Source organism: Kaistella pullorum (assembly GCF_014837035.1).
Taxonomy (GTDB): Bacteria; Bacteroidota; Bacteroidia; order Flavobacteriales; family Weeksellaceae; genus Kaistella; species Kaistella rhinocerotis.
On record NZ_JACSPS010000003.1, the window covers coordinates 12,140 to 30,948 of the forward strand.

20 protein-coding genes are annotated in these 18,809 nt (G+C 43.5%); 9 read left to right on the top strand and 11 right to left on the bottom strand.

The genetic code is table 11. The features are described from left to right. Window positions 1-21 precede the first annotated feature (21 nt). Window positions 22-570 carry a YqgE/AlgH family protein gene (locus H9628_RS08610; RefSeq protein WP_251833737.1) on the top strand — a complete coding sequence of 183 codons (549 nt, stop codon included), beginning with the start codon at window positions 22-24 and terminating at the stop codon, window positions 568-570. Here the strand turns inward: H9628_RS08610 and H9628_RS08615 are convergent. The 3 genes from H9628_RS08615 to H9628_RS08625 form a co-directional block, all read right to left on the bottom strand. Continuing rightward, window positions 567-1,382, bottom strand: a complete 816-nt coding sequence (locus H9628_RS08615; protein ID WP_251833738.1) for an aminotransferase class IV — start codon at window positions 1,380-1,382, stop codon at window positions 567-569. The two genes, H9628_RS08610 and H9628_RS08615, sit on opposite strands and share 4 nt — an antisense overlap. Window positions 1,383-1,449: 67 nt before the next feature. Then, the gene (locus H9628_RS08620) at window positions 1,450-1,836 is read right to left on the bottom strand and encodes an START-like domain-containing protein (RefSeq protein WP_251833739.1); all 387 of its coding nucleotides are present in this window, start codon (window positions 1,834-1,836) and stop codon (window positions 1,450-1,452) included. Between the two features lie 226 nt (window positions 1,837-2,062). Then, window positions 2,063-3,244: an aspartate aminotransferase family protein gene (locus H9628_RS08625; RefSeq protein ID WP_251833740.1), complete on the bottom strand. Its 1,182-nt coding sequence runs from the start codon at window positions 3,242-3,244 to the stop codon at window positions 2,063-2,065. A gap of 403 nt (window positions 3,245-3,647) precedes the next feature. On the opposite strand from H9628_RS08625, the gene H9628_RS08630 reads away from it, so the two are divergent. After that, window positions 3,648-4,031: an HU family DNA-binding protein gene (locus H9628_RS08630; RefSeq protein WP_251833741.1), complete on the top strand. Its 384-nt coding sequence runs from the start codon at window positions 3,648-3,650 to the stop codon at window positions 4,029-4,031. A gap of 75 nt (window positions 4,032-4,106) precedes the next feature. Here the strand turns inward: H9628_RS08630 and H9628_RS08635 are convergent, their stop codons facing one another. The 6 genes from H9628_RS08635 to H9628_RS08660 form a co-directional block, all read right to left on the bottom strand. Beyond that, window positions 4,107-5,843, bottom strand: a complete 1,737-nt coding sequence (locus tag H9628_RS08635; RefSeq protein WP_251833742.1) for an OstA-like protein — start codon at window positions 5,841-5,843, stop codon at window positions 4,107-4,109. Further along, window positions 5,840-6,316 carry a Fur family transcriptional regulator gene (locus H9628_RS08640; protein ID WP_251833743.1) on the bottom strand — a complete coding sequence of 159 codons (477 nt, stop codon included), beginning with the start codon at window positions 6,314-6,316 and terminating at the stop codon, window positions 5,840-5,842. The genes H9628_RS08635 and H9628_RS08640 overlap by 4 nt, the downstream gene beginning before the upstream one ends. A 91-nt stretch (window positions 6,317-6,407) precedes the next feature. Continuing rightward, window positions 6,408-8,396: a KUP/HAK/KT family potassium transporter gene (locus H9628_RS08645; RefSeq protein ID WP_251833744.1), complete on the bottom strand. Its 1,989-nt coding sequence runs from the start codon at window positions 8,394-8,396 to the stop codon at window positions 6,408-6,410. A gap of 116 nt (window positions 8,397-8,512) precedes the next feature. Further along, entirely contained in the window at window positions 8,513-9,496 is a 984-nt protein-coding gene (locus tag H9628_RS08650) for a pyruvate dehydrogenase complex E1 component subunit beta (protein ID WP_251833745.1), read from the bottom strand. Between the two features lie 114 nt (window positions 9,497-9,610). After that, window positions 9,611-10,030, bottom strand: coding sequence for a DUF2147 domain-containing protein (locus tag H9628_RS08655; protein ID WP_251833746.1), 420 nt, complete (start codon window positions 10,028-10,030; stop codon window positions 9,611-9,613). 116 nt (window positions 10,031-10,146) lie between these two features. Continuing rightward, window positions 10,147-12,069: an LTA synthase family protein gene (locus tag H9628_RS08660; RefSeq protein WP_251833747.1), complete on the bottom strand. Its 1,923-nt coding sequence runs from the start codon at window positions 12,067-12,069 to the stop codon at window positions 10,147-10,149. A gap of 106 nt (window positions 12,070-12,175) precedes the next feature. On the opposite strand from H9628_RS08660, the gene H9628_RS08665 reads away from it, so the two are divergent. From H9628_RS08665 to H9628_RS08680, 4 genes are read left to right on the top strand one after another with little or no spacing between them, the layout of a single operon-like run. Further along, window positions 12,176-12,889 (top strand): CDP-alcohol phosphatidyltransferase family protein, encoded by a 714-nt coding sequence (locus H9628_RS08665; protein ID WP_251833748.1) that lies wholly within the window; start codon window positions 12,176-12,178, stop codon window positions 12,887-12,889. Window positions 12,890-12,940: 51 nt separating this feature from the next. Then, entirely contained in the window at window positions 12,941-13,705 is a 765-nt protein-coding gene (locus H9628_RS08670) for a 3'-5' exonuclease (RefSeq protein WP_251833749.1), read from the top strand. Window positions 13,706-13,736: 31 nt separating this feature from the next. Continuing rightward, window positions 13,737-14,345 (top strand): fumarylacetoacetate hydrolase family protein, encoded by a 609-nt coding sequence (locus H9628_RS08675; RefSeq protein ID WP_251833750.1) that lies wholly within the window; start codon window positions 13,737-13,739, stop codon window positions 14,343-14,345. Between the two features lie 56 nt (window positions 14,346-14,401). After that, the gene (locus H9628_RS08680; protein WP_251833751.1) at window positions 14,402-14,839 is read left to right on the top strand and encodes a universal stress protein; all 438 of its coding nucleotides are present in this window, start codon (window positions 14,402-14,404) and stop codon (window positions 14,837-14,839) included. Between the two features lie 75 nt (window positions 14,840-14,914). On the opposite strand, the gene H9628_RS08685 is transcribed toward H9628_RS08680, so the two are convergent. Then, entirely contained in the window at window positions 14,915-15,145 is a 231-nt protein-coding gene (locus H9628_RS08685; RefSeq protein ID WP_251833752.1) for a DUF6341 family protein, read from the bottom strand. Between the two features lie 43 nt (window positions 15,146-15,188). Here H9628_RS08685 and H9628_RS08690 point away from each other — a divergent pair, with 43 nt between their 5' ends. The 3 genes from H9628_RS08690 to H9628_RS08700 are packed head-to-tail and all read left to right on the top strand — an operon-like array spanning window position 15,189 to window position 17,362. Then, window positions 15,189-16,103, top strand: a complete 915-nt coding sequence (locus H9628_RS08690; RefSeq protein WP_251833753.1) for a DUF6427 family protein — start codon at window positions 15,189-15,191, stop codon at window positions 16,101-16,103. Between the two features lies 1 nt (window position 16,104). Continuing rightward, on the top strand, window positions 16,105-16,692 hold the full coding sequence (locus tag H9628_RS08695; RefSeq protein WP_251833754.1) for a DUF3109 family protein: 588 nt from the start codon (window positions 16,105-16,107) through the stop codon (window positions 16,690-16,692). Window positions 16,693-16,717: 25 nt separating this feature from the next. Next, window positions 16,718-17,362: an MgtC/SapB family protein gene (locus H9628_RS08700; RefSeq protein WP_251833755.1), complete on the top strand. Its 645-nt coding sequence runs from the start codon at window positions 16,718-16,720 to the stop codon at window positions 17,360-17,362. A gap of 72 nt (window positions 17,363-17,434) precedes the next feature. On the opposite strand, the gene H9628_RS08705 is transcribed toward H9628_RS08700, so the two are convergent. Continuing rightward, window positions 17,435-18,769: a trigger factor gene (locus H9628_RS08705; RefSeq protein WP_251833756.1), complete on the bottom strand. Its 1,335-nt coding sequence runs from the start codon at window positions 18,767-18,769 to the stop codon at window positions 17,435-17,437. Window positions 18,770-18,809 lie beyond the last annotated feature (40 nt).

Below are 18,809 nucleotides of genomic sequence, written 5' to 3' on the forward strand. Positions count from 1 at the left end.
TCAACTAAAGCGAACCACGCTATGAACTACTCTTACAAAGGTAAAATATTAATTTCCACTCCCGATATTGCCGGCGACATCTTTTCAAGGTCAGTAGTGCTGATAATTGATCATAATGAAGAAGGCGCATTTGGCCTGATCCTAAATAAAAAAAACCACGGCATGAGCGCCCGGCTGCTCAAGATATTCGGTTTTAATGTAGATGTGTATGAGGGCGGACCGGTGGAAAATGACAAGATATTCTTCATCACCAAAGGTCAGGAAGTTTCGCCAGATTTCACCGTAATCAATGATGGTTTCTATCTCACAGAAGATATTGAGAGTGTGGTTTCTGCAATCATAGAACAGCGCCTTTCCGTATCAGACATCAAAGTGTTTTCCGGCTATTCCGGTTGGGCTGGCGGCCAGCTCGAGGCTGAAATTCAGCGAAAATCATGGACGATCGTAGATGTATTTAACTTGGATTATACACTGGCCAACGACCACAGCCTCTGGAAAAAAATCATGCAGAACCTTGGCGGCGAATATCTTCTTTGGGCAAACGCGCCTGAAGATGTATCAATGAATTAATTAGACAAAGAATTTAAACCCGCTTGCCACAGAGAAACAAATCCGGCGAACCTATCTTTTGCAAAAGTCTTGTTCCGGATTTTTTCAACGGCAAAGATTCCCTTTTCGTCGGAGATCATCAGCACTTCCTCTGCTTTTTGAGATTCGAATGCCGCCATTTCCACTTCACGTATCACAGCAAGATTCTGCTTGTGCAGAAAAGTAACAAAATTCTCGAGCAATGGCGAGATATACGCGCCTTCACTGTGTTTCGGAATCTTAATTTCGTCTCCTTCCAGAAACAGTAGATTTCCATAGATACTGCGCGCAATGCGTTTCGATGGATTGAGTAGAATGAGGTCATCAAGTCCGTTTTCTTTGGCGTAAATCTCAGCATAAATGTTTTCCGGACAATGCACGCGAATGTTGCTTAGAAGATGTGTGTTTACATGAATTTCCCGTATCACATCCAGTTCCAGTGAGCCGCGCACAGCGGTGATGTCCTGCGCTTCGGTTAAGGTTCCGTAATAAGACACGGCAGCTTTCTCAAGTGCTTCACCGTCCTGATTGCGATACATCATCAGCGTCACTACAGCGTCTGAAATACCTTTTGCAAGCACATTTTCAGCCAGTAGACTTTGGAAATAATCAAGCGTATACTCCAGCGGTATGCGCATCCGCATTTTGCGCATGCTGGCCATCAGATAAAAATAGCATTCTTCTGCCATGACAACTTCTGAGTTGCGCACGTAAAAGGAGACTTTCACGGCATCACCGTGCAGAAAAGCGCGGTTAGCAATCGCCGGTGTGCCGCTATAAAAAGCAAAATCCATCGGTAGGTGGTATTAAAAAAATAATGAACGAAAATTCCGTTCATCATATTTGTTATCGTTAAAATCTTTAAGATGCGCCGAGCTTTATTTTCAGATTCTCAATAAGGTTCTCCCAGTAGAGCTGGTTTTCGTCTTCATCACCCGGATCGCAGAAATCGGTTACGTTCAGTGAAAGATCTTCAGTAATATCATCGATCATGATTGTCATTTCGAAGAAATTCTTGGTTCCCTCGTCTTCTTCCCAACGGAAACGAACGAAACTCTCGGGTTTATAGCGAATCAGCGTAGCTTTTTCGGCAGGACCACCGTTCCAGCTGAAGTAAAAATCGTCGCCTTTTTCCAGCACCTCATCAGCAAACCACTCAGAAAGTCCCTCTGCACTTGCCATATACTCATATAAAATCTCCGACTGACAGTGCATTGGAAATTCATATTGCACCTTAGTTTTCGCCATATCGCTGCCTGTTTTTTATTGTGGCGCAATATATAAATTTATTCTTGATTACCAGCAACAAAACAGCGTAAAAAACACCATTTTGAGGAGCACGAAAAGCATGATATTTAACAGCATTTGTACCCGCTCTCCGCACTCGCTTCCAGCAGCCTTGCCAGGCCGCGGGAGAGCTCAGACAGATGCTTCAATCGGGGCTATAAACTCAGGCATTTTCCCTTTCGAAAGGTCATTCTGCTGTTTCATCCAACGCTTGCAGAATTATCGCACAGCCCTCGCGGATTTCATCTAAAGACAAGGTCAAAGGTGGCGAAATTCTAAGATATTCATTGCGGTAAAGCTGCCAGAAAACCACAAGACCAAGCTGCATACAGCGCGCCGCAACCTTTAACGTAAATTCGGGCGAGCCGAGATTCACGGCCAACATCAAACCTCTTCCGTTGATGTTCTTTATTTTAGGATGCACCAGCAACTCGCGGAACAGTTCTTCTTTTGCGCTCACTTCTTCCATCAGATTGCTTTCCAGAACTTCTTTCAAAGTAGCATGACTCGCGGCCGCAATAAGCGGATTACCGCCAAACGTAGTGATATGACCCAATTTAGGCGAATGAGAAAGCGATTGCATTACCGCGTGCGAACTCATAAAAGCGCCTACCGGCACGCCTCCGCCCATGCCTTTACCCATCACCAGAATGTCTGGCACGATGCCGTAATGCTCGAACGCGAAAAGTTTTCCCGTACGTCCGAAGCCGGGCTGAATTTCATCCAGAATCAACAGTGCGCCGACTTCTTCACAACGCGCCTTCAGTTTTTTAAGATAACCTTTTTCAGGCAACAGAAAACCTGCAGCGCCCTGTATGGTTTCGAGGATGACGCCCGCCGTCTTATCCGTAATCTTTTCAAGATCCGGCAGTGAATTAAACTCGATAAAACTTACCATTGGCAGCAAGGGCCTGAACTCACGTTTGTGATATTCATTACCGGAAACCGAAAGCGCACCATGCGTATTGCCGTGATAGGCGTTCTTAAAGGACACAATTTCTTCTCTTCCCGTGTACCTTTTTGCAAGTTTCAAACTGCCGTCAATGGCTTCTGCGCCAGAATTTACAAGGTAAGTTACTTCCAAAGGCTCCGGTGTGGCTTGCGCAAGCAGCCTGCAAAGTTTCACGGGCATTTCCTGCGCATACTCGCCGTACACCATCACGTGGAGGTATTTTTCGGCCTGTGTTTTTATGGCTTCCACAATTTTGGGATGTGAATGCCCTAAAGTGTTTGCAGAGACGCCGGCTACAAAATCAAGGTATTTGCGGCCGTCTTTGCCGTAGATATAGCTGCCTTCAGCTTTTTCAACCTCAAAGCCGGCGGCGAACTGGGTGGTTTGGGCTTGGTATTTAAAGAAGTCCTGCTGCATTGTATTTTTTGTGCAAATGTAAAGAAGATAGTCTTGCCACGGAAAAATTTTGATGCCCTATCATATTATATTGTTTCCTTTCGGACACTGCTCTAGTTCCCTGTTTATAAAGTACAAAGAAGATCCTTTACAAACAATTGAAGTATGTCTGAAAAGACCTGTACGTCTGTATCAAAAGACCAGGCCGTCTTGTACAAAACATACGGACGTTTCTAATAAAACATACGGACGTTTTCATTAAAACATACGGACGTTCTCAACAGAACATACGGACCTTCCTCACAAAACCCAATGGCACCCCATGCTAAGCTATTGACACCCAGCAAAATAGGGTGAAACCACCTTTTCCTATTGATACTTTTGATGTTAACTTTACGCTTATTAATCATAAAAAACACAAACGATGGCTATTACATTTACAGTAGTACAAAGAAAGAATCCGCAGAAGCCAACCGCCGCCCCCAAGTACTACGCTAACATTGTGGGAGAAGGCAAAACTACATTGGCTGACCTGGCAAAGCATGCCGCAGCAACGTCCACGGTGTCTAAAGCAGACATACTGGCTGTGCTGGAAAGCACGTTCACCCAGATCGCTGAAGACGTAGCGGATGGCAAAATAGTATATGTAGGTGAATATTTCACCCTGCAGGCTGGTGGCTCCAGTGCGCCCGCAGACTCCCCTCAGGAAGTGACAGCTGCTTCGATCAGAAGTGTGCGCACCATCTTCCGCCCGGGAAAAATGATAAGAGACGCCCTGAAAGTGGCGGAATTTCACAAGAAAGGCTAGCCCGTTCTGCCGTAGAATTTCATTATAAAGCACCGGCACGCGGTGCTTCTTTGCTGTATAAATGGCAGGATGCGCTTACTTCCTTACCCGTTTCGGCTTCTTCGCTTCTTCCTTAGCCTTGGCCTCGTCGATAGCTTTCTGTGCTTCATTGTACAGTGTGTCCGCGGATTCATATACGGTTTCCTCGTAGCCCGGCGAATCGAGAAAGATGTCTTCCCAGCGTTTCAGGCGGTCTTTCGTGTTCCAATTGAAGTCCGGGAAGAAGCGCTTCTCCCGCGAGATTTTGCTCATCGGATAGATATCTGAGTTCGCACCTACGTTGCAGGAGATAATCTGCACCGTATTGTCTTCAAATTCGGCCTCGATGGTTCCGCAGGTTGAGAGGGCAACACCGATTCTTTCGACCTCTTTGGTTTTCTCATTCTGATCGTCTGCATAGGTGATCGCCTGTGCGTTACCGATGACTTTGGCAAGATTTACCTTGTTGTCCTTATAATAAACCGTCATCAGCTTGCCTTTTACCTGATTGAACTCGTCTTTTAAATTGAGCGAATCTGCCTTGCTGATGGCGAAAGCGTTGCCGACGACTTTCAGCGAATCTATAAATTCATTCTCAGTATCAAAGTAGGCTTCTATCTTATCGCCGGTCACCTGTTTCTCGCCACTCCAGGCTATTGGTGCACCGAAAAGATGCATGATGCCATCGGTTTCATTGAAACTTAAAGAATCTGCACGAACCTGTATGTTAGATTTATACATGCGCGCCTTGCGAAACGCGCGGAGGAAACTTTTCTTTTTGAGCGGATCGTTGTTATCAACCTTCTGATAAGCCAAAAGCCGCTGCGCAGAGAAATACATTGAATCTTTTTCGAGAATCTTCACCGCATAAGGTCTTTCGGTCATCATAGCGGAGTCTTTTTTCTCGTAAATCTCGCCGTAGCCGCCTTTCATATAGCGGTTTTCGGCCGGATCGCGAAGTGTGACGTTGCCTTTAGCCGTCCCAAATCCGGTGATCTGGTTGAAGTACATGTCGTCTCCTGTGAGGATCTTTCCGTTATAGTTAATACGTGAATTCTTCTTTAAATAGACTTCCTTGGAATTCATATTGTACGAACCGCGCTCGGTGTAGATAAGGTTCGACGGGTTCTTCTTGTTTGTAATGGTGGTTGGACCGAAGAAATCTGCGGTATTCGTGTTCTGGTTTTGCTTGATGTTGCTGCCTTCTACGGTATAATCAGGGTTGTTGATCTTCACGTTTCCGGTAAAATCGATCATTCGCGTGGCCAAATCGTAGGTTGCGGAACGCGTGTACATCACGTTTGTGGCATCGGAGATGGTGCCGCCGGTATTGAAATAGGCGACATTCGCGAGACGGTCATAATACAAGGTTTCGGTCTTTATGGTCTGGCGTGGGTCTGTTAACACTACATTTTTCTTAGCGATGCCTTTTTGGGTATTACCGTCGTACTCCATTTCGCCAGCCGTAATCACCGATCCGTCTGCATTCTGCAATTTGACACTGCCAATGGCCTTCACGAAGTTTTCTTTCTCGTAGAATATCACTTCATCTGCAAACAGCACGGAACCCTGCTGCTCGAACTGAACATTGCCCTTGAAAAAGGGATTTCCATTGTATCTGTCCGGTGTTTTCTGGAAGAAATCTGAGTGGATGAGACGTACTTTTTCGCCCTGTGGCGATTGCTTATTCGAATTGAAAAAGGGATCTTTAACCAAAGGATCTGCGGGACGCATCGTAATCTGCCCGAAAAAATTGGCGGAAACGAAGAGAAATAAAACAAGAAGTCTGCTCATCCGTTGTTCTTGGTGCCGTAAAAGTAGAGTGAATGTGAGTCTATATTTACCCCGAAAGCCTTTTCAATGGATTCTTTGATGCCTTGGATACGCGGATCGCAAAACTCAATGATTTCCTCAATCTCTTTGTCTGAACCTTCCTTGTAAATCACAAGATGATCATGCTGCTTATCGAAATAAGATTTCTCATACGATGATGATGTGAGGGTCTTCTCGCCAAACTGGTGCTTGCGGATGAGTCCGGCATCAAGGAAGATCTCAATGGTGTTGTAAATAGTGGCTTTGGATACGTGATACTTCTTCTGCATCATCAAAAGGTAAAGGTCATCTACATTGAAATGGTGGTCCATCATGTAAATTTCCTCGAGTATCGTATAGCGTTCCGGCGTATTGCGGAATCCTTTCTGTAGTAAATATTGTCTCAGAACCTCTTTTATCGTGACTAAATTCAGTTCTTTCTGTGTCGCTTCCATCAAATAAATTAAAGTACAAATTTATCGATTTTATTATTAATGAATTCGCCCTCGCGATAGACTGAAACGATTAAAACAAACGTCAGAACGCTTAAGAGTTATAATGTTTGAAGGCTACCTGCTGAATCCTGTCGGTTACTACCTGCTGATCAAGCAGCGGCGTTGACTCTACCACTACGTTGTGAGGCGAAACTCCCCACGCTTTGAAATCATCACTGCCGATATATTTCACAAAATTGTAGATGTTCAGCGTGATTTTTTCTTTCACCGTCAGCAAGGTATCATTGATATAAGTATTGTCAATGATTACATACCGCAGATCGGGCGGTATATTGTGCGCGCGCAGCGATGGATGACTACTTCGCGACGGAATGCTTTCTTCCGCCATCATATCGGCAAGAACCTGATCGAAATAATCATTTATACGGCGGTCAACCTTGAAACCCAGGAGGAAATTGATCTTGTAAATGGTGCCGGGCATGATCTCATCCACCGTATATTTAAAAGTAAACGGATCCTCCTGGTTCACGATGTTCAGGATGAAATAATGGTCGGCGCGCTTCGGCTGTTTTCGCAAAATAGAATAAATGATCTTAGCTTCGATCTCGTCCTCTTTCTTTGCTCGGCTGAGGAAAGCGAGGTTTGTAGAATATTTCGGGATGGTTTCGTCGAGTTTTAAGTCTTTAATGACAGAAACATATTTATCGAGTTTGACAAATTTGATGAATTTAGCTTTGATCAGCCTTCCGTTGTACCATGCGTACATACAAACCGCGATGAAACCGCCAAGTACCATCGTGAGCCAGCCGCCATCGAAAAATTTGATGACATTCGCGTAAAAGAAACCGAGTTCTATGCAGAGATATACGGCCAGAAAACCAAATGCAAAAACTTTCACCACCTGCGTTCGGCGCAGCCAGAAGAAAAGCAGCGTGGTTGTCATCAGCATGGTGATCGTAATGGTGAGTCCATAGGCCGCCTCCATCGCTTCAGATTCTTTAAAATAAATCACGACGATGAAACACAGCACCATCAAGCCCCAGTTGATCTTCGGAATATACATCTGACCTTTAACACCCGAAGGATAATCAATCTGCTGATTTGGCCAGAACGAAATAGACATGGCTTCAGAAAACATGGTAAATGATCCTGTGATCACGGACTGGCTCGCAATAATTGCTGCCGCAGTCGCTAAGATTACTCCCGGCAAAATGGCCCACGCGGGCATGATGCCGAAAATAGGGTTGATTCCTTCTGCAACCTGCCCGTAATTATCAAGAAGCCACGCACCCTGACCCAAATAATTGAGAATCAGCATCAGTTTAACAAAAATCCAACTTACGCGAATATTTCTTTTGCCACAATGTCCCAAATCAGAATAAAGCGCTTCCGCGCCTGTCGTACAAAGAAAAACCGCACCCATAATGATGATCGCACTTGGCGAATGGGTGATCAGGTTGTAAGCGTAATAAGGATTGAACGATTTTAATATTTCAACATGATCGAAAATGTGCATGGAGCCGGAAATGCCAAGCACAAGGAACCATAAGACCATCACCGGCCCAAATAACTTCCCGATTGAAGCTGTTCCAAACTGCTGCACGATGAAAACAATTGCTAAAATAATAATCGTAATACCCACGACCGGCGTGTGCGGACTGTAAATCTTAAGACCTTCAACCGCGGACATTACCGTAAGTGACGGCGTTATGACACTATCTGCCACGAGCGTAGCGGCCCCGATAATTGCTACGACATAGAGCCATTTCTTTTTAAGCCGCTTCACCAGGGAATACAGCGAAAGAATACCACCCTCACCCTTGTTGTCGGCACGCAGGGCGATAATGACATATTTGAATGTCGTCTGAAGTGTTAACGTCCAGATTATACATGAAAGCGCGCCTTCGATATATTCGTCGAACGGCATTGTACTGCCCACGCTGCGCGCATTCACGATGGCTTTCATTACGTAAAGCGGTGAGGTACCGATGTCTCCAAATACAATTCCGAGGGAAACTAAAACGCCAAGCGCCGTAAGCTTCTTCGTGTCAAAATGATTGCCTTCAACTCCTTTGGACATTTCTCAACAAGATTTTAATGCGCAAATGTAGAATAAAAAACGTTTTCGCAAATGCGAATAGTGTTGTAATGTTTGGTGGGCATAAAAAAACTCCCTGGCGGGAGTTTCATTCATTATCAAGCTTTGATATACATCGCTTTCTTAATTTCCTCTTTTACTTTTTCAAGCTTCGGGAACCATTCAGCAAACAACGCCGCTGAATAGGGTGCTGGCGCATCCGGTGTCGTGATTCTCTTGATTGGTGCATCCAGATAATCAAATGCTTTCTGCTGAACCATATACGCAATTTCTGATGAGAGCGAAGCCATTGGCCAGGCTTCTTCCAGAACTACCAAACGGTTAGTTTTCTTTACAGATTCAATGATTGTATCAAAGTCAAGCGGACGTACTGTTCTAAGATCGATCACCTCTACCGAGATACCTTCCTTAGCCAAATCTTCCGCCGCTTGCATCGCAAGCTTCATGATCTTTCCAAAAGAAACCAGCGTTACATCTTTACCTTCTTTCTTGATATCAGCTTTACCAATTGGGATGTAATATTCTTCGTCCGGAATTTCCATCTTGTCGCCATACATCTGCTCAGATTCCATGAATATTACCGGATCATTATCCTGGATGGCGCTTTTCAGCAAACCTTTCGCATCGTAAGGGTTTGAAGGAACCACAACTTTAAGGCCCGGCGTGTTAGCGAACCAATTTTCAAAAGCTTGAGAGTGTGTAGCACCCAGCTGACCTGCAGAAGCCGTCGGACCACGGAAAACAATCGGACAGTTCCACTGTCCACCGCTCATTTGGCGGATCTTGGCAGCGTTATTTATAATTTGGTCAATACCTACAAGGGCAAAATTGAAGGTCATGTATTCTACGATCGGTCGGTTTCCGTTCATTGCGGAGCCTACTGCGATCCCGGTGAAGCCAAGCTCAGCAATCGGTGTGTCTATGATACGCTTCGGCCCAAACTCATCCAGCATGCCTTTCGAAGCTTTATAGGCACCATTATATTCCGCTACTTCCTCACCCATCAGATAGATGGATTGGTCTTTGCGCATTTCCTCGCTCATTGCCTGTGCAATAACCTCCCGAAAAGTATATTCCTTCATGATTCTTTAAAAAAATTAATGTACAAAAGTAAAGATTTTTTCCCAAACCTGAGGCCGGCGGCAACAGAAAAAGCAACCCTGTGGGTTGCTTGTATATCGTAATTGAGATTTCAGTTATTTCACTTTATGCCAGGTCTGGCTGCGGCCGATAAGCGAGAAACCAACGTATCCACGTACATTCAGTTTATCACCTTCACGCTCTATGTTACACTTGTAAGTTTTACCTGTTTTCGGATCGGTGATTGTTCCACCGGTAAATGTAGCTCCGTCTTTCTGCATCCCACGGATCACTTCCATACCTAGAATTGGCTTGTTCTTGCGGTCGTCTTTACAGTCTACACAGTTTGCATTTGCAGGTTTGATGAGCAACTGTACAACTTTGCCGTAATACTTTCCGTCAGATTTTTTAAAGATTTCCACGATAGATTTAGGCTGTCCTGTGGCATCATCAATGGTTTTCCATTTCCCTTCGATCTGGGCATAAGAGAAGGTGGCGAAAAACAAGGCAACGAAAGCGAAAATTATTTTTTTCATTTTAAAAGTTTGTTAAATTTTTATTTTGATAAATGTAATTAAAAAAAGTTAAACACCAAATAATTAATCAATCCGCAAGGATATTTTAAAACACGTTCCGAATATGAAATCCGGTGCTAATGAAGTTTGCGGTTGATGACACGGTCCATATAATCCTGGCACCACGCGCGGGCTTTCAGAGTTCCGAGTTTGGTCTCGGTAGAATTAATCTTTCCAAGCAGATTTTTTTCGAGTGCTAGATCTTCTTTTGCATAGATCCCGGTGACGTCTTGGCCATTAAACAGATAGATATAATTCCCGATAATGAACTGCTCAATTCCCGTTGATGTTACTATAAAGTACTCTTCCTTCTGAGCTGAAACGAGACTTCGTCCCCAACTGCGGATTCTCTTATTGTAACCCATCAGATCAGCCAATGTAGGATATATATCCATTTGCTGCGCGGGTTCGGCTATTTCACCGTGAAGGTTGTACTCTGGATTTGGCGAATAGAACAAGATGGGAACAGCTGCCCGGTTCATCGCTTTTTCATATTCGGGATAGGCGACCTGATTGGTATGATCTGCAACCACCACGAAAATGGTATTCCGGAACCATTGTTTTGTTTTCGCAGTTTCGAAAAAGCGCTTTAAAGCAAAATCGGTGTAACCAATCGGCGCATGAATTTCCAGCGTTCCTTTCGGAAATTTACCTTCATATTTTGCCGGAATTTTGAACGGATGATGTGAAGAAACCGAAAACATCGTGGCCATAAACGGTGATTTCTTCGCAGAAATGGTATTTGCGAAATACTGAAAGAACGGCTCATCCCAAATACCCCAAATCCCATCGAAATCTGCGTCATTATTATATTCGTTCTTTCCGTAATAATTCTTAAAACCTAAAATATTCCCGAATCCTAAAAAGCCCATCGAACCGTTTGGCGCGCCGTGAAAAAAGGAAGTGTCGTAACCCATTTCGTTACTCACCGAGACAATCGACTGGATTTTCTGATTGGCGTACGGAGAACCTGTGAAAGCATCTTTCAGCGCAGGGATGCCCGCAAGCACAGAACTCATACCGTGAATCGACTGCCGGCCGTTCGCGTAAGCATTTGTGGCTATAAGGCTGTGCTGCGCGAGACTGTCTAAAAACGGCGTGTACGAGACGAAATTTTCAATCTTATTATTCTTATTGAACGCGCCGGAATATTCTTTCGAGAAACTTTCAAGGATGAAAATCACCACATTCGGCTTCTCAGCGGGAGCTTCACGTGGGTAGAATTTGTAGGGCCTGATATGTTTTTCAATAAATGCGTCATCCACAAAATGAACTTCCTTAAAATTATTGGTCGTCAAAGTTCTGAAAAACGAAAAAACACTATTAAGTACCACGTTAGCCTGCAGCGGATTTTTAATGTGTCTGTTTGCATCCACAAGATTGATCGGACGCGTAGAATGTTTGAAATCGCCGCGGATCCCACCCACAACCAGTGTTGCGACCAGGCTTAATGTAATGATTGTTGACACAAAATATATCCATTTGACCTGTGCTTTACGTGGTAAAATTTTAATTCTTTGATAAAGAAAAATCCAAAGCGCCATCAGCGCCACAAACCAAATGATCACAAACGGATGTTCCAAAACGGAGATTAGAAAAACCTTCACGAGATTGCTTTCGTTCTGCGCAACCGACATCGCAGCCATCGTGAGCCGTGCCTGAGAGAATTTGTAATAGATGAAATCGCCAAAATTGAGTGAATATGCAATCCCGTTGGTGATAAAATAGAGCCAAAACAAAAATGTCTGGTAACCTTTTGACGTGTTGAGCAGCAACGGAAGCAAACTTGCGAGAATGAAAAGCGCATTCACGTAGAGAATTGCAGTAGTATCAAAGGCAGTTCCGTGGTATGCAAGGCGCAGATATTCTGAAATGGAATCGATTTTAATCAGATCTTTATTGAAAATCCAGAAAAGCAGGCGTGCAAACTGATAGAACACAAATGCCAGAAATATTCTGTAAAATAAAACGCCGATTTCGCGAAGTCTGATTTCCTTCATTTAGCTTAAATATTGGGCCCCAAATTTACATTAAATTCGCTTTAGAGACCACGACTTCGTATTTAAACGCTATTTTTGCGTAGCTAACTATTTAGGGATTTTGGGTATGAATTTCATCAAAAACAATCTGGCAAATGCTTTTACGCTGGCCAATTTGCTGTCGGGAACCATCGGCGTAATCAATTTAATTACAGGAAATTATCAGATAACGGCACTTTGCATCATCATTTCGCTGATCCTCGATTTTTTCGATGGTTTTATAGCACGCGCGATGAAATCGAACTCAAATCTCGGTGCGCAGCTAGACTCGCTGGCTGACATGGTGAGCTTCGGCGTTCTGCCCGGAATTACAATGTACAAAGCACTTGATCCTTTCGGCGCGCAGTTTTTGGGTGCAGAACTTCCATTTGAACTTAAATATCTCGGACTTTTCATCACGCTGTTTTCATGCCTGAGATTGGCCATCTTTAATCTGGATGAAGAGCAAACCTACTATTTCAAAGGCCTCAACACACCCTCAAACACCATCCTGATTTTCGGGCTTTATTATGCATTCCTTGAAACGGAAGCTTTCAGTTTTTTATTTGAAAACCAGTTGCTGTTGCTGATTCTCACCGCAATCTCGTCGTGGATTTTAATCGCGCCGATACGTATGATCGCGATGAAATTTAAGTCAAAACAAATAAAAGATAATTACCCCAAAATTGCGCTCGCAATCGGAGCGATTTTGATTTTAATTATATTTAAAACCGTCGGGATTCCGCTCGTGATCATTTATTACATCATCATTTCGGTCCTTTTCAGGAAGCAGTTAGTATAATTAAATACTTTAAAACTTCATTCGGCGACTGACCATTTCTTAAAATTAAATATGAACCTTAAACTCTATAAACCACTTTGTACATTCGATCTGGAAACCACCGGCACTAACGTCGCGAAAGACCGCATCGTGGAAATCAGCATCCTGAAAGTAAACCCGGACGGTTCGCGCGAAAGCAAAACCTGGCTCGTGAACCCCGAAATGTACATCCCGCGGGAATCTACAGAAATTCACGGCATTTCAGATGACGACGTGAAAAACGCGCCAACATTCAGAGAAATCGCGCCCAAAGTAATGGAAATGATCACCGGAACAGACCTTGCGGGCTTCAATTCGAACCGTTTTGACGTGCCGCTTTTGGCTGAAGAAATGCTGCGTGCGGGAATTGATTTTGACCTAAATAAATTCAAGCTTGTCGATGTTCAGACGATTTACCACAAAATGGAACCGCGAAACCTGACAGCAGCGTACAATTTTTACTGCAAGAAGACACTTACAGATGCGCATTCGGCGGAAGCTGATGTATTGGCAACTTTTGAGGTATTGGATGCGCAGGTTGCCCATTATGATGAACTGCCGAACGAGGTTGCCGCGCTTAGCGAGTTTTCAACATATCATAAGTTTGCAGATCTGGCTGGAATGATTCGTTTTGATGATGATGAAAAAGAGGTTTTCGCATTCGGAAAATATAAAGGCCAGCGCGTGAAAGATGTTTTTCAGAAGGATTTAGGCTATTTTGGATGGATCCAGAATGCAGATTTTCCGCTGTACACAAAGAAAGTTTTGACTGCGATTCAGCTTAAATCACGGTTTTAAAACATTTAAATAAAAATTTAAAAAATATTAAATGAAAATCATCTGCATTGGCCGAAACTACGCTGAACACGCCAAAGAACTCGGCAATGAAGTGCCGGAAAACCCGGTCATCTTCATGAAGCCTGACACTGCCATCTTGAAAAAAGGCACCGATTTTTATATTCCCGAATTTTCTGATGACGTTCATTACGAACTTGAAGTGGTTTTGAAAATGTCAAAAGGCGGAAAATACATTCAGGAAGAAAATGCAGCGGGTTATTTCAACGAAATAGGTCTAGGAATCGATTTCACCGCGCGCGACCTGCAGAGCAGCCTGAAAGCAAAAGGTTTACCATGGGAGCTTGCCAAAGGTTTTGACGGTTCCGCAGTCCTGTCAGAATTTTTCAGCAAAGAAAATTACGATCTAAGCAAACTTCAATTTTCATTAAATAAAAACAGCGCGAAAGTGCAGGATGGCGACACCTCACTGATGATATTTTCAGCGGAAAAGATTATTGCGTTTGTATCGCAGTATTTTACACTGAAGGCCGGCGACCTGATTTTCACCGGCACTCCGGCGGGTGTAGGTAAAGTGGTGGAAAATGATATTCTGGAAGGTTTTCTGGAAGATAAAAAAGTGCTTCACGTAAGGATACAGTAGCAAAATATTGCTGATTCAGCGTTTTTTATGTAACTTTAAGGGAGAAAAACTACGCTATGATTAATATTGTATTACCTGTAGACTTCGGAGAATCTACCGATCGGCTGATCGACGGCGCTGTAAAATTCGCAAAAGAAACCAATGGTACAATCTGTCTGATCCATGTAGCGCCGGCTGATATCGGCTTCGCGATTGGCGACATGGGCTTCCAGTATTTCCCGGAGGTGGAACAGAATGAAATAAAAGAAGAGCTTCTGCAACTGAACAGACTCCAGCAACGCATTCTGGCGGAAAACATAGATTGCGAACATCTGTTGAAACAGGGCGTGGCCGGCGATATCATCCTGGAATATGCGCGTGAAAAAAATGCGGGCTACATCGTGATGGGTTCGCACGGCAGAAGCGGAATCTACGATGTTTTCGTGGGCAGTCTCACAAAAGAGCTTACGCGCCGAAGCCAAATTCCGGTGCTTGTAATTCCGATTCACCAATAAATATTTAATTAAGAAAATAAAAATCCCGGAGATCAGAAGATTTCCGGGATTTTCAGAATGTACTAACTCAATTATTTAGTCTTTCTTATGGATTTGTGGATCATAATACATGCGTTTACCCGCAGTAGGAGAAAAATATTCTTTGTCTTTATTGTTCCCCAGCTTGCTCACAAGCACCCAGCACCAATAGGTAAACAGTGCACTGGCAACGATGAAGAGAATCCAGTTCACCACATTCCCCGCAAAGGTAAACAGGCCGAAAGACCATTTGAAAACATCACTTAGGAACAGAAAGAAAGACGTCATTTTTTTTCCTTTTTTAAATTAACTTTGCACAAAAATAATAAAAATGTTCCGATTACTTTCAAAGGAAAGCAATATTTTTTCGGTACCAGTTTACATCGGCGTTCTCCTCGTAATAGTGATCTCCTTCAACATCCTTGATTTTACTCATCTCAACCTGGTTTCGGCGGCAATTACCTTTGCAGGTATTGCACTCGGATATTTTTGTTTTAATACACTTGGGCTGACGTACGACACGCATTTGCCGCTTTTTCTGTACACTGCATTTGTTTTTGCTTTGTATCCGGGTGATCTGGATATCGGTATCGCAATCGCACTTTTCACGAATTCGATTATACTGTTGGTTTTGACGAATGTGGATATGATCATACGGAAGAATTCCTACGTCTTGGTAGGCGCTATTTTAGCTTTGAATTTCATCTTTCTGCCCACCACATGGCCGATGTCGCTTTTTGTAATCTTTCATATCATCGGCACCTCAGACAGGATCGGGCTTCACTTTTTCCGCCTGTTCTTCGGGATGCTGCTTGTAGCCCTCTCCTACTTTGGGCTTGCTTTTTTCCTTGGAATGAACGCCTGGGATCCGGCTTACTTCCCTTTTGGCAAATTTTCGCAGTCGGTATATCTAAAGGATTTGATTTTTCTTATTCCGGTCGCGCTGCTTCTCATCGTCGCAGTTTGGGATCACTTCCGGAATTTTAACAGAAAGAGTCCGGTGAGTAAATTTAAATACACTTTTGTACTCGTATTTTCAGCCGCACAAGTCATCACCATCTGGCTGTATATGGGTGCAAATTTTGAATATCTGCTTCTTCTGATATTACCCGCGTCAATCATCTTAAGCCGGCTTATGCGTTTTCTGCGCAAGCCGTGGCTGCAGGAAGCTACCTTTTGGCTGATCATTCTCTCGCTGGTTATATTTAAAATTGGCGATTTTATTCCTTTAAATATTAAATTATAATATGATTCAGATTGAAGATAAATTAATTTCCGAAGAGATATTTTCTGAGGAATTCGTGTGCAACCTCACCAAATGCAAAGGCGCTTGTTGTGTCGCCGGTGACGTGGGCGCTCCGCTAGAAAAATACGAAACGGAAATTCTCGACAAAATTTTCGACAAAGTGAAACCCTATCTGCGTCCTGAAGGTGCATTAGCGCTCGAAGCTCAGGGAAAATGGACAATTGACCCGCTGGACGGCGATTATGTGACACCGCTTGTAAACGACGAGGAGTGCGCCTATGTAATTTTTGACGAAAAAGGCATCACAAAATGCGGAATAGAAAAAGCCTATGAAGATGGCGCCGTAGACTGGCAAAAACCGATTTCCTGCCATCTCTACCCTATCCGCGTCACCGAATATTCCACTTTTACCGCGCTCAATTATCATGAATGGGAAATCTGCGCGCCCGCCTGTACGCTTGGCAAAGAACTTCAGGTGCCGGTTTATAAATTCCTGAAAACACCGCTGATCCGAAAATATGGCGAAGAATTCTATGAAACGCTGAGCGATGCCGCGCTGGAATGGAACCGCGAGTTCAATTCGCTCTAAATAAACTATCTTTAAATAAAAAAAGATGTCGGACCATTTTGAACTTCTTGATGTTTATAAAGCCGTAATCTCCATGATTGCGGGTCTTATACTCGGTTTTGAACGTGAAATGAAAGACAAATCCGCAGGCTTGAAGACAATTACGATCATTTGCCTCGGTTCCACCCTATTTTCAATCATTTCGTACAAACTTGCGGGCGAAGGCGACCCAACACGGATTGCGTCTTATATTGTGAGCGGTATCGGGTTTCTGGGCGCCGGTGTAATCTTCAAAGAAGGCTTCAGCGTGTACGGACTTACCACAGCCGGTGTGATTTGGATTGCGGCCGCCGTGGGAATGGCGATTGGCTTTGGCGAAGTGAATATGGCTTTCGTTTTTCTCATCGCATCGCTGGTAGTCATCAATTCTTCCACTTTCATCATGAAATACCTGATGCCACTGCACCTCAGCAAAATTCTGAAACTGGAAATAGCCAACGGAAATGCTCAAAAAAAAGCTGTCATCATTGAAGAAATAAAGAAAACCGTAAACCGTGTTTCAGAAGTTTCACTTGAAAACAGTCAACACAGAATGCTTCTTACCATGGAGCTTCGCATCACCGAAAAACAGATTGACGCACTGGAGACATTCCTCCTTTCAAATGAAGATATCACCTATTTTAGTCTTTAAAGCTAAACATTAAGACAAAAAAAATCTGCTCCGGATCCGAAGCAGATTTTTTTATTTTACAGAAGTGATTGATTATTTCTTTATTTCTTCAAGAAACTCGTCGTGCGAAATCTTTGTAGAAACTTTCTTAGCTTTTTCAAGGATTACATCCTTCAGTTTAGCCATTCCAACTTCTGAAGAGATCTGGCGAACCTGCTCCTGGTCTTTAAGCATTTCAACAGCGTATTTCTGGATCTCTTCGTCACCCAAATGGTGAATTCCGTAGATAGCCAACTGGTTGCGGACAAGTTGCTCAGCCTGGCTCAATACGTCAGCGTACTCCAACTTGATTTCGTTGTCGTTCATCAGTTTACCTTCCAGGATCTGATATTTAAGCTGGTTTCTTTCCGCTTCGAGGATTTCACGCGCCTGGTTTTCGTCCTTGATATTTTCGTTGCTGAACATTAACCATTTGATAAGGAAAGTTTCCGGAAGCTTCACTTCCTCTTTCTCATTGATCTGTTCCAAAACCTTGTTTACGAAGTGTACATCAGCATTCTGCTGGAAGTACTCATCAAGTTCGGTCTTTACTTTTTCCTTAAGCTCCTCTTCAGTCTTGATGTTTCCTTCACCATACACTTTATCGAAAAGTTCCTGGTCAAGCTCTGCTAGATTCAGACCGTAAAAATCTTTCACTTTCACCTCGATTTGGTCGTGGTGAAGATGTGCAGTTTCTTCTTTGCTGAATCCAAGTTCTGTAGCAAGATCTTCGTTATTCTGAAGTTCTTCTTTCGAAACTTTTACAGATTCATCCATTTTAAGACCTTTCACAAGTTCGAAAGCTGCTTTTTTCTCCGCGTTTACCACCGTGCTTTTTGGCGGGTGGTTGTGCGCTCCTTCTGCATCTTCTTCTACAACCTGGCTGATCTCAAGCGCGATGTGAGAATCTTCCGAAATTGCCTCCTGTGGAACCTGCTCTGCGAAACGCTTCTGCATGTTCTCGATGCTTTGCCCGATTTCTTTTTCCGACGCCTCTACCTGGAAGTGTGGCGCTTCATATTTAGAAAGATCGATTGAGAATTCAGGTTCGTAACCTACTTCGAAAGCTACTGAAAGTTGCTCTGCGTTCAGGTTCAGATCTTCTACTGGCTGTGGAACCGGCTGGCCCACAAGACGCAGTTTGTTATCGTTTATGTAGTTGTTCAGCGCCTCAGAAACCTGCTTGTTGATTTCCTCAAAAGCAATCCCGGATTCATACTGCTTGCGCACCATGCTGAGCGGCACTTTTCCTTTTCTGAAACCTGGAACCTGTGCATTTTTAGCATAGTTGATCAGTTGTTTTTCAACCTTATCCTTGTAATCTGATTTATCTAAAGTAACTGTAAGTAACGCACTTACTTCATCATGATTGGTCGCTGTAACGTTCATTGTTATGTATTGAAAATTTAGTTTGCAAAAATAGCAATTT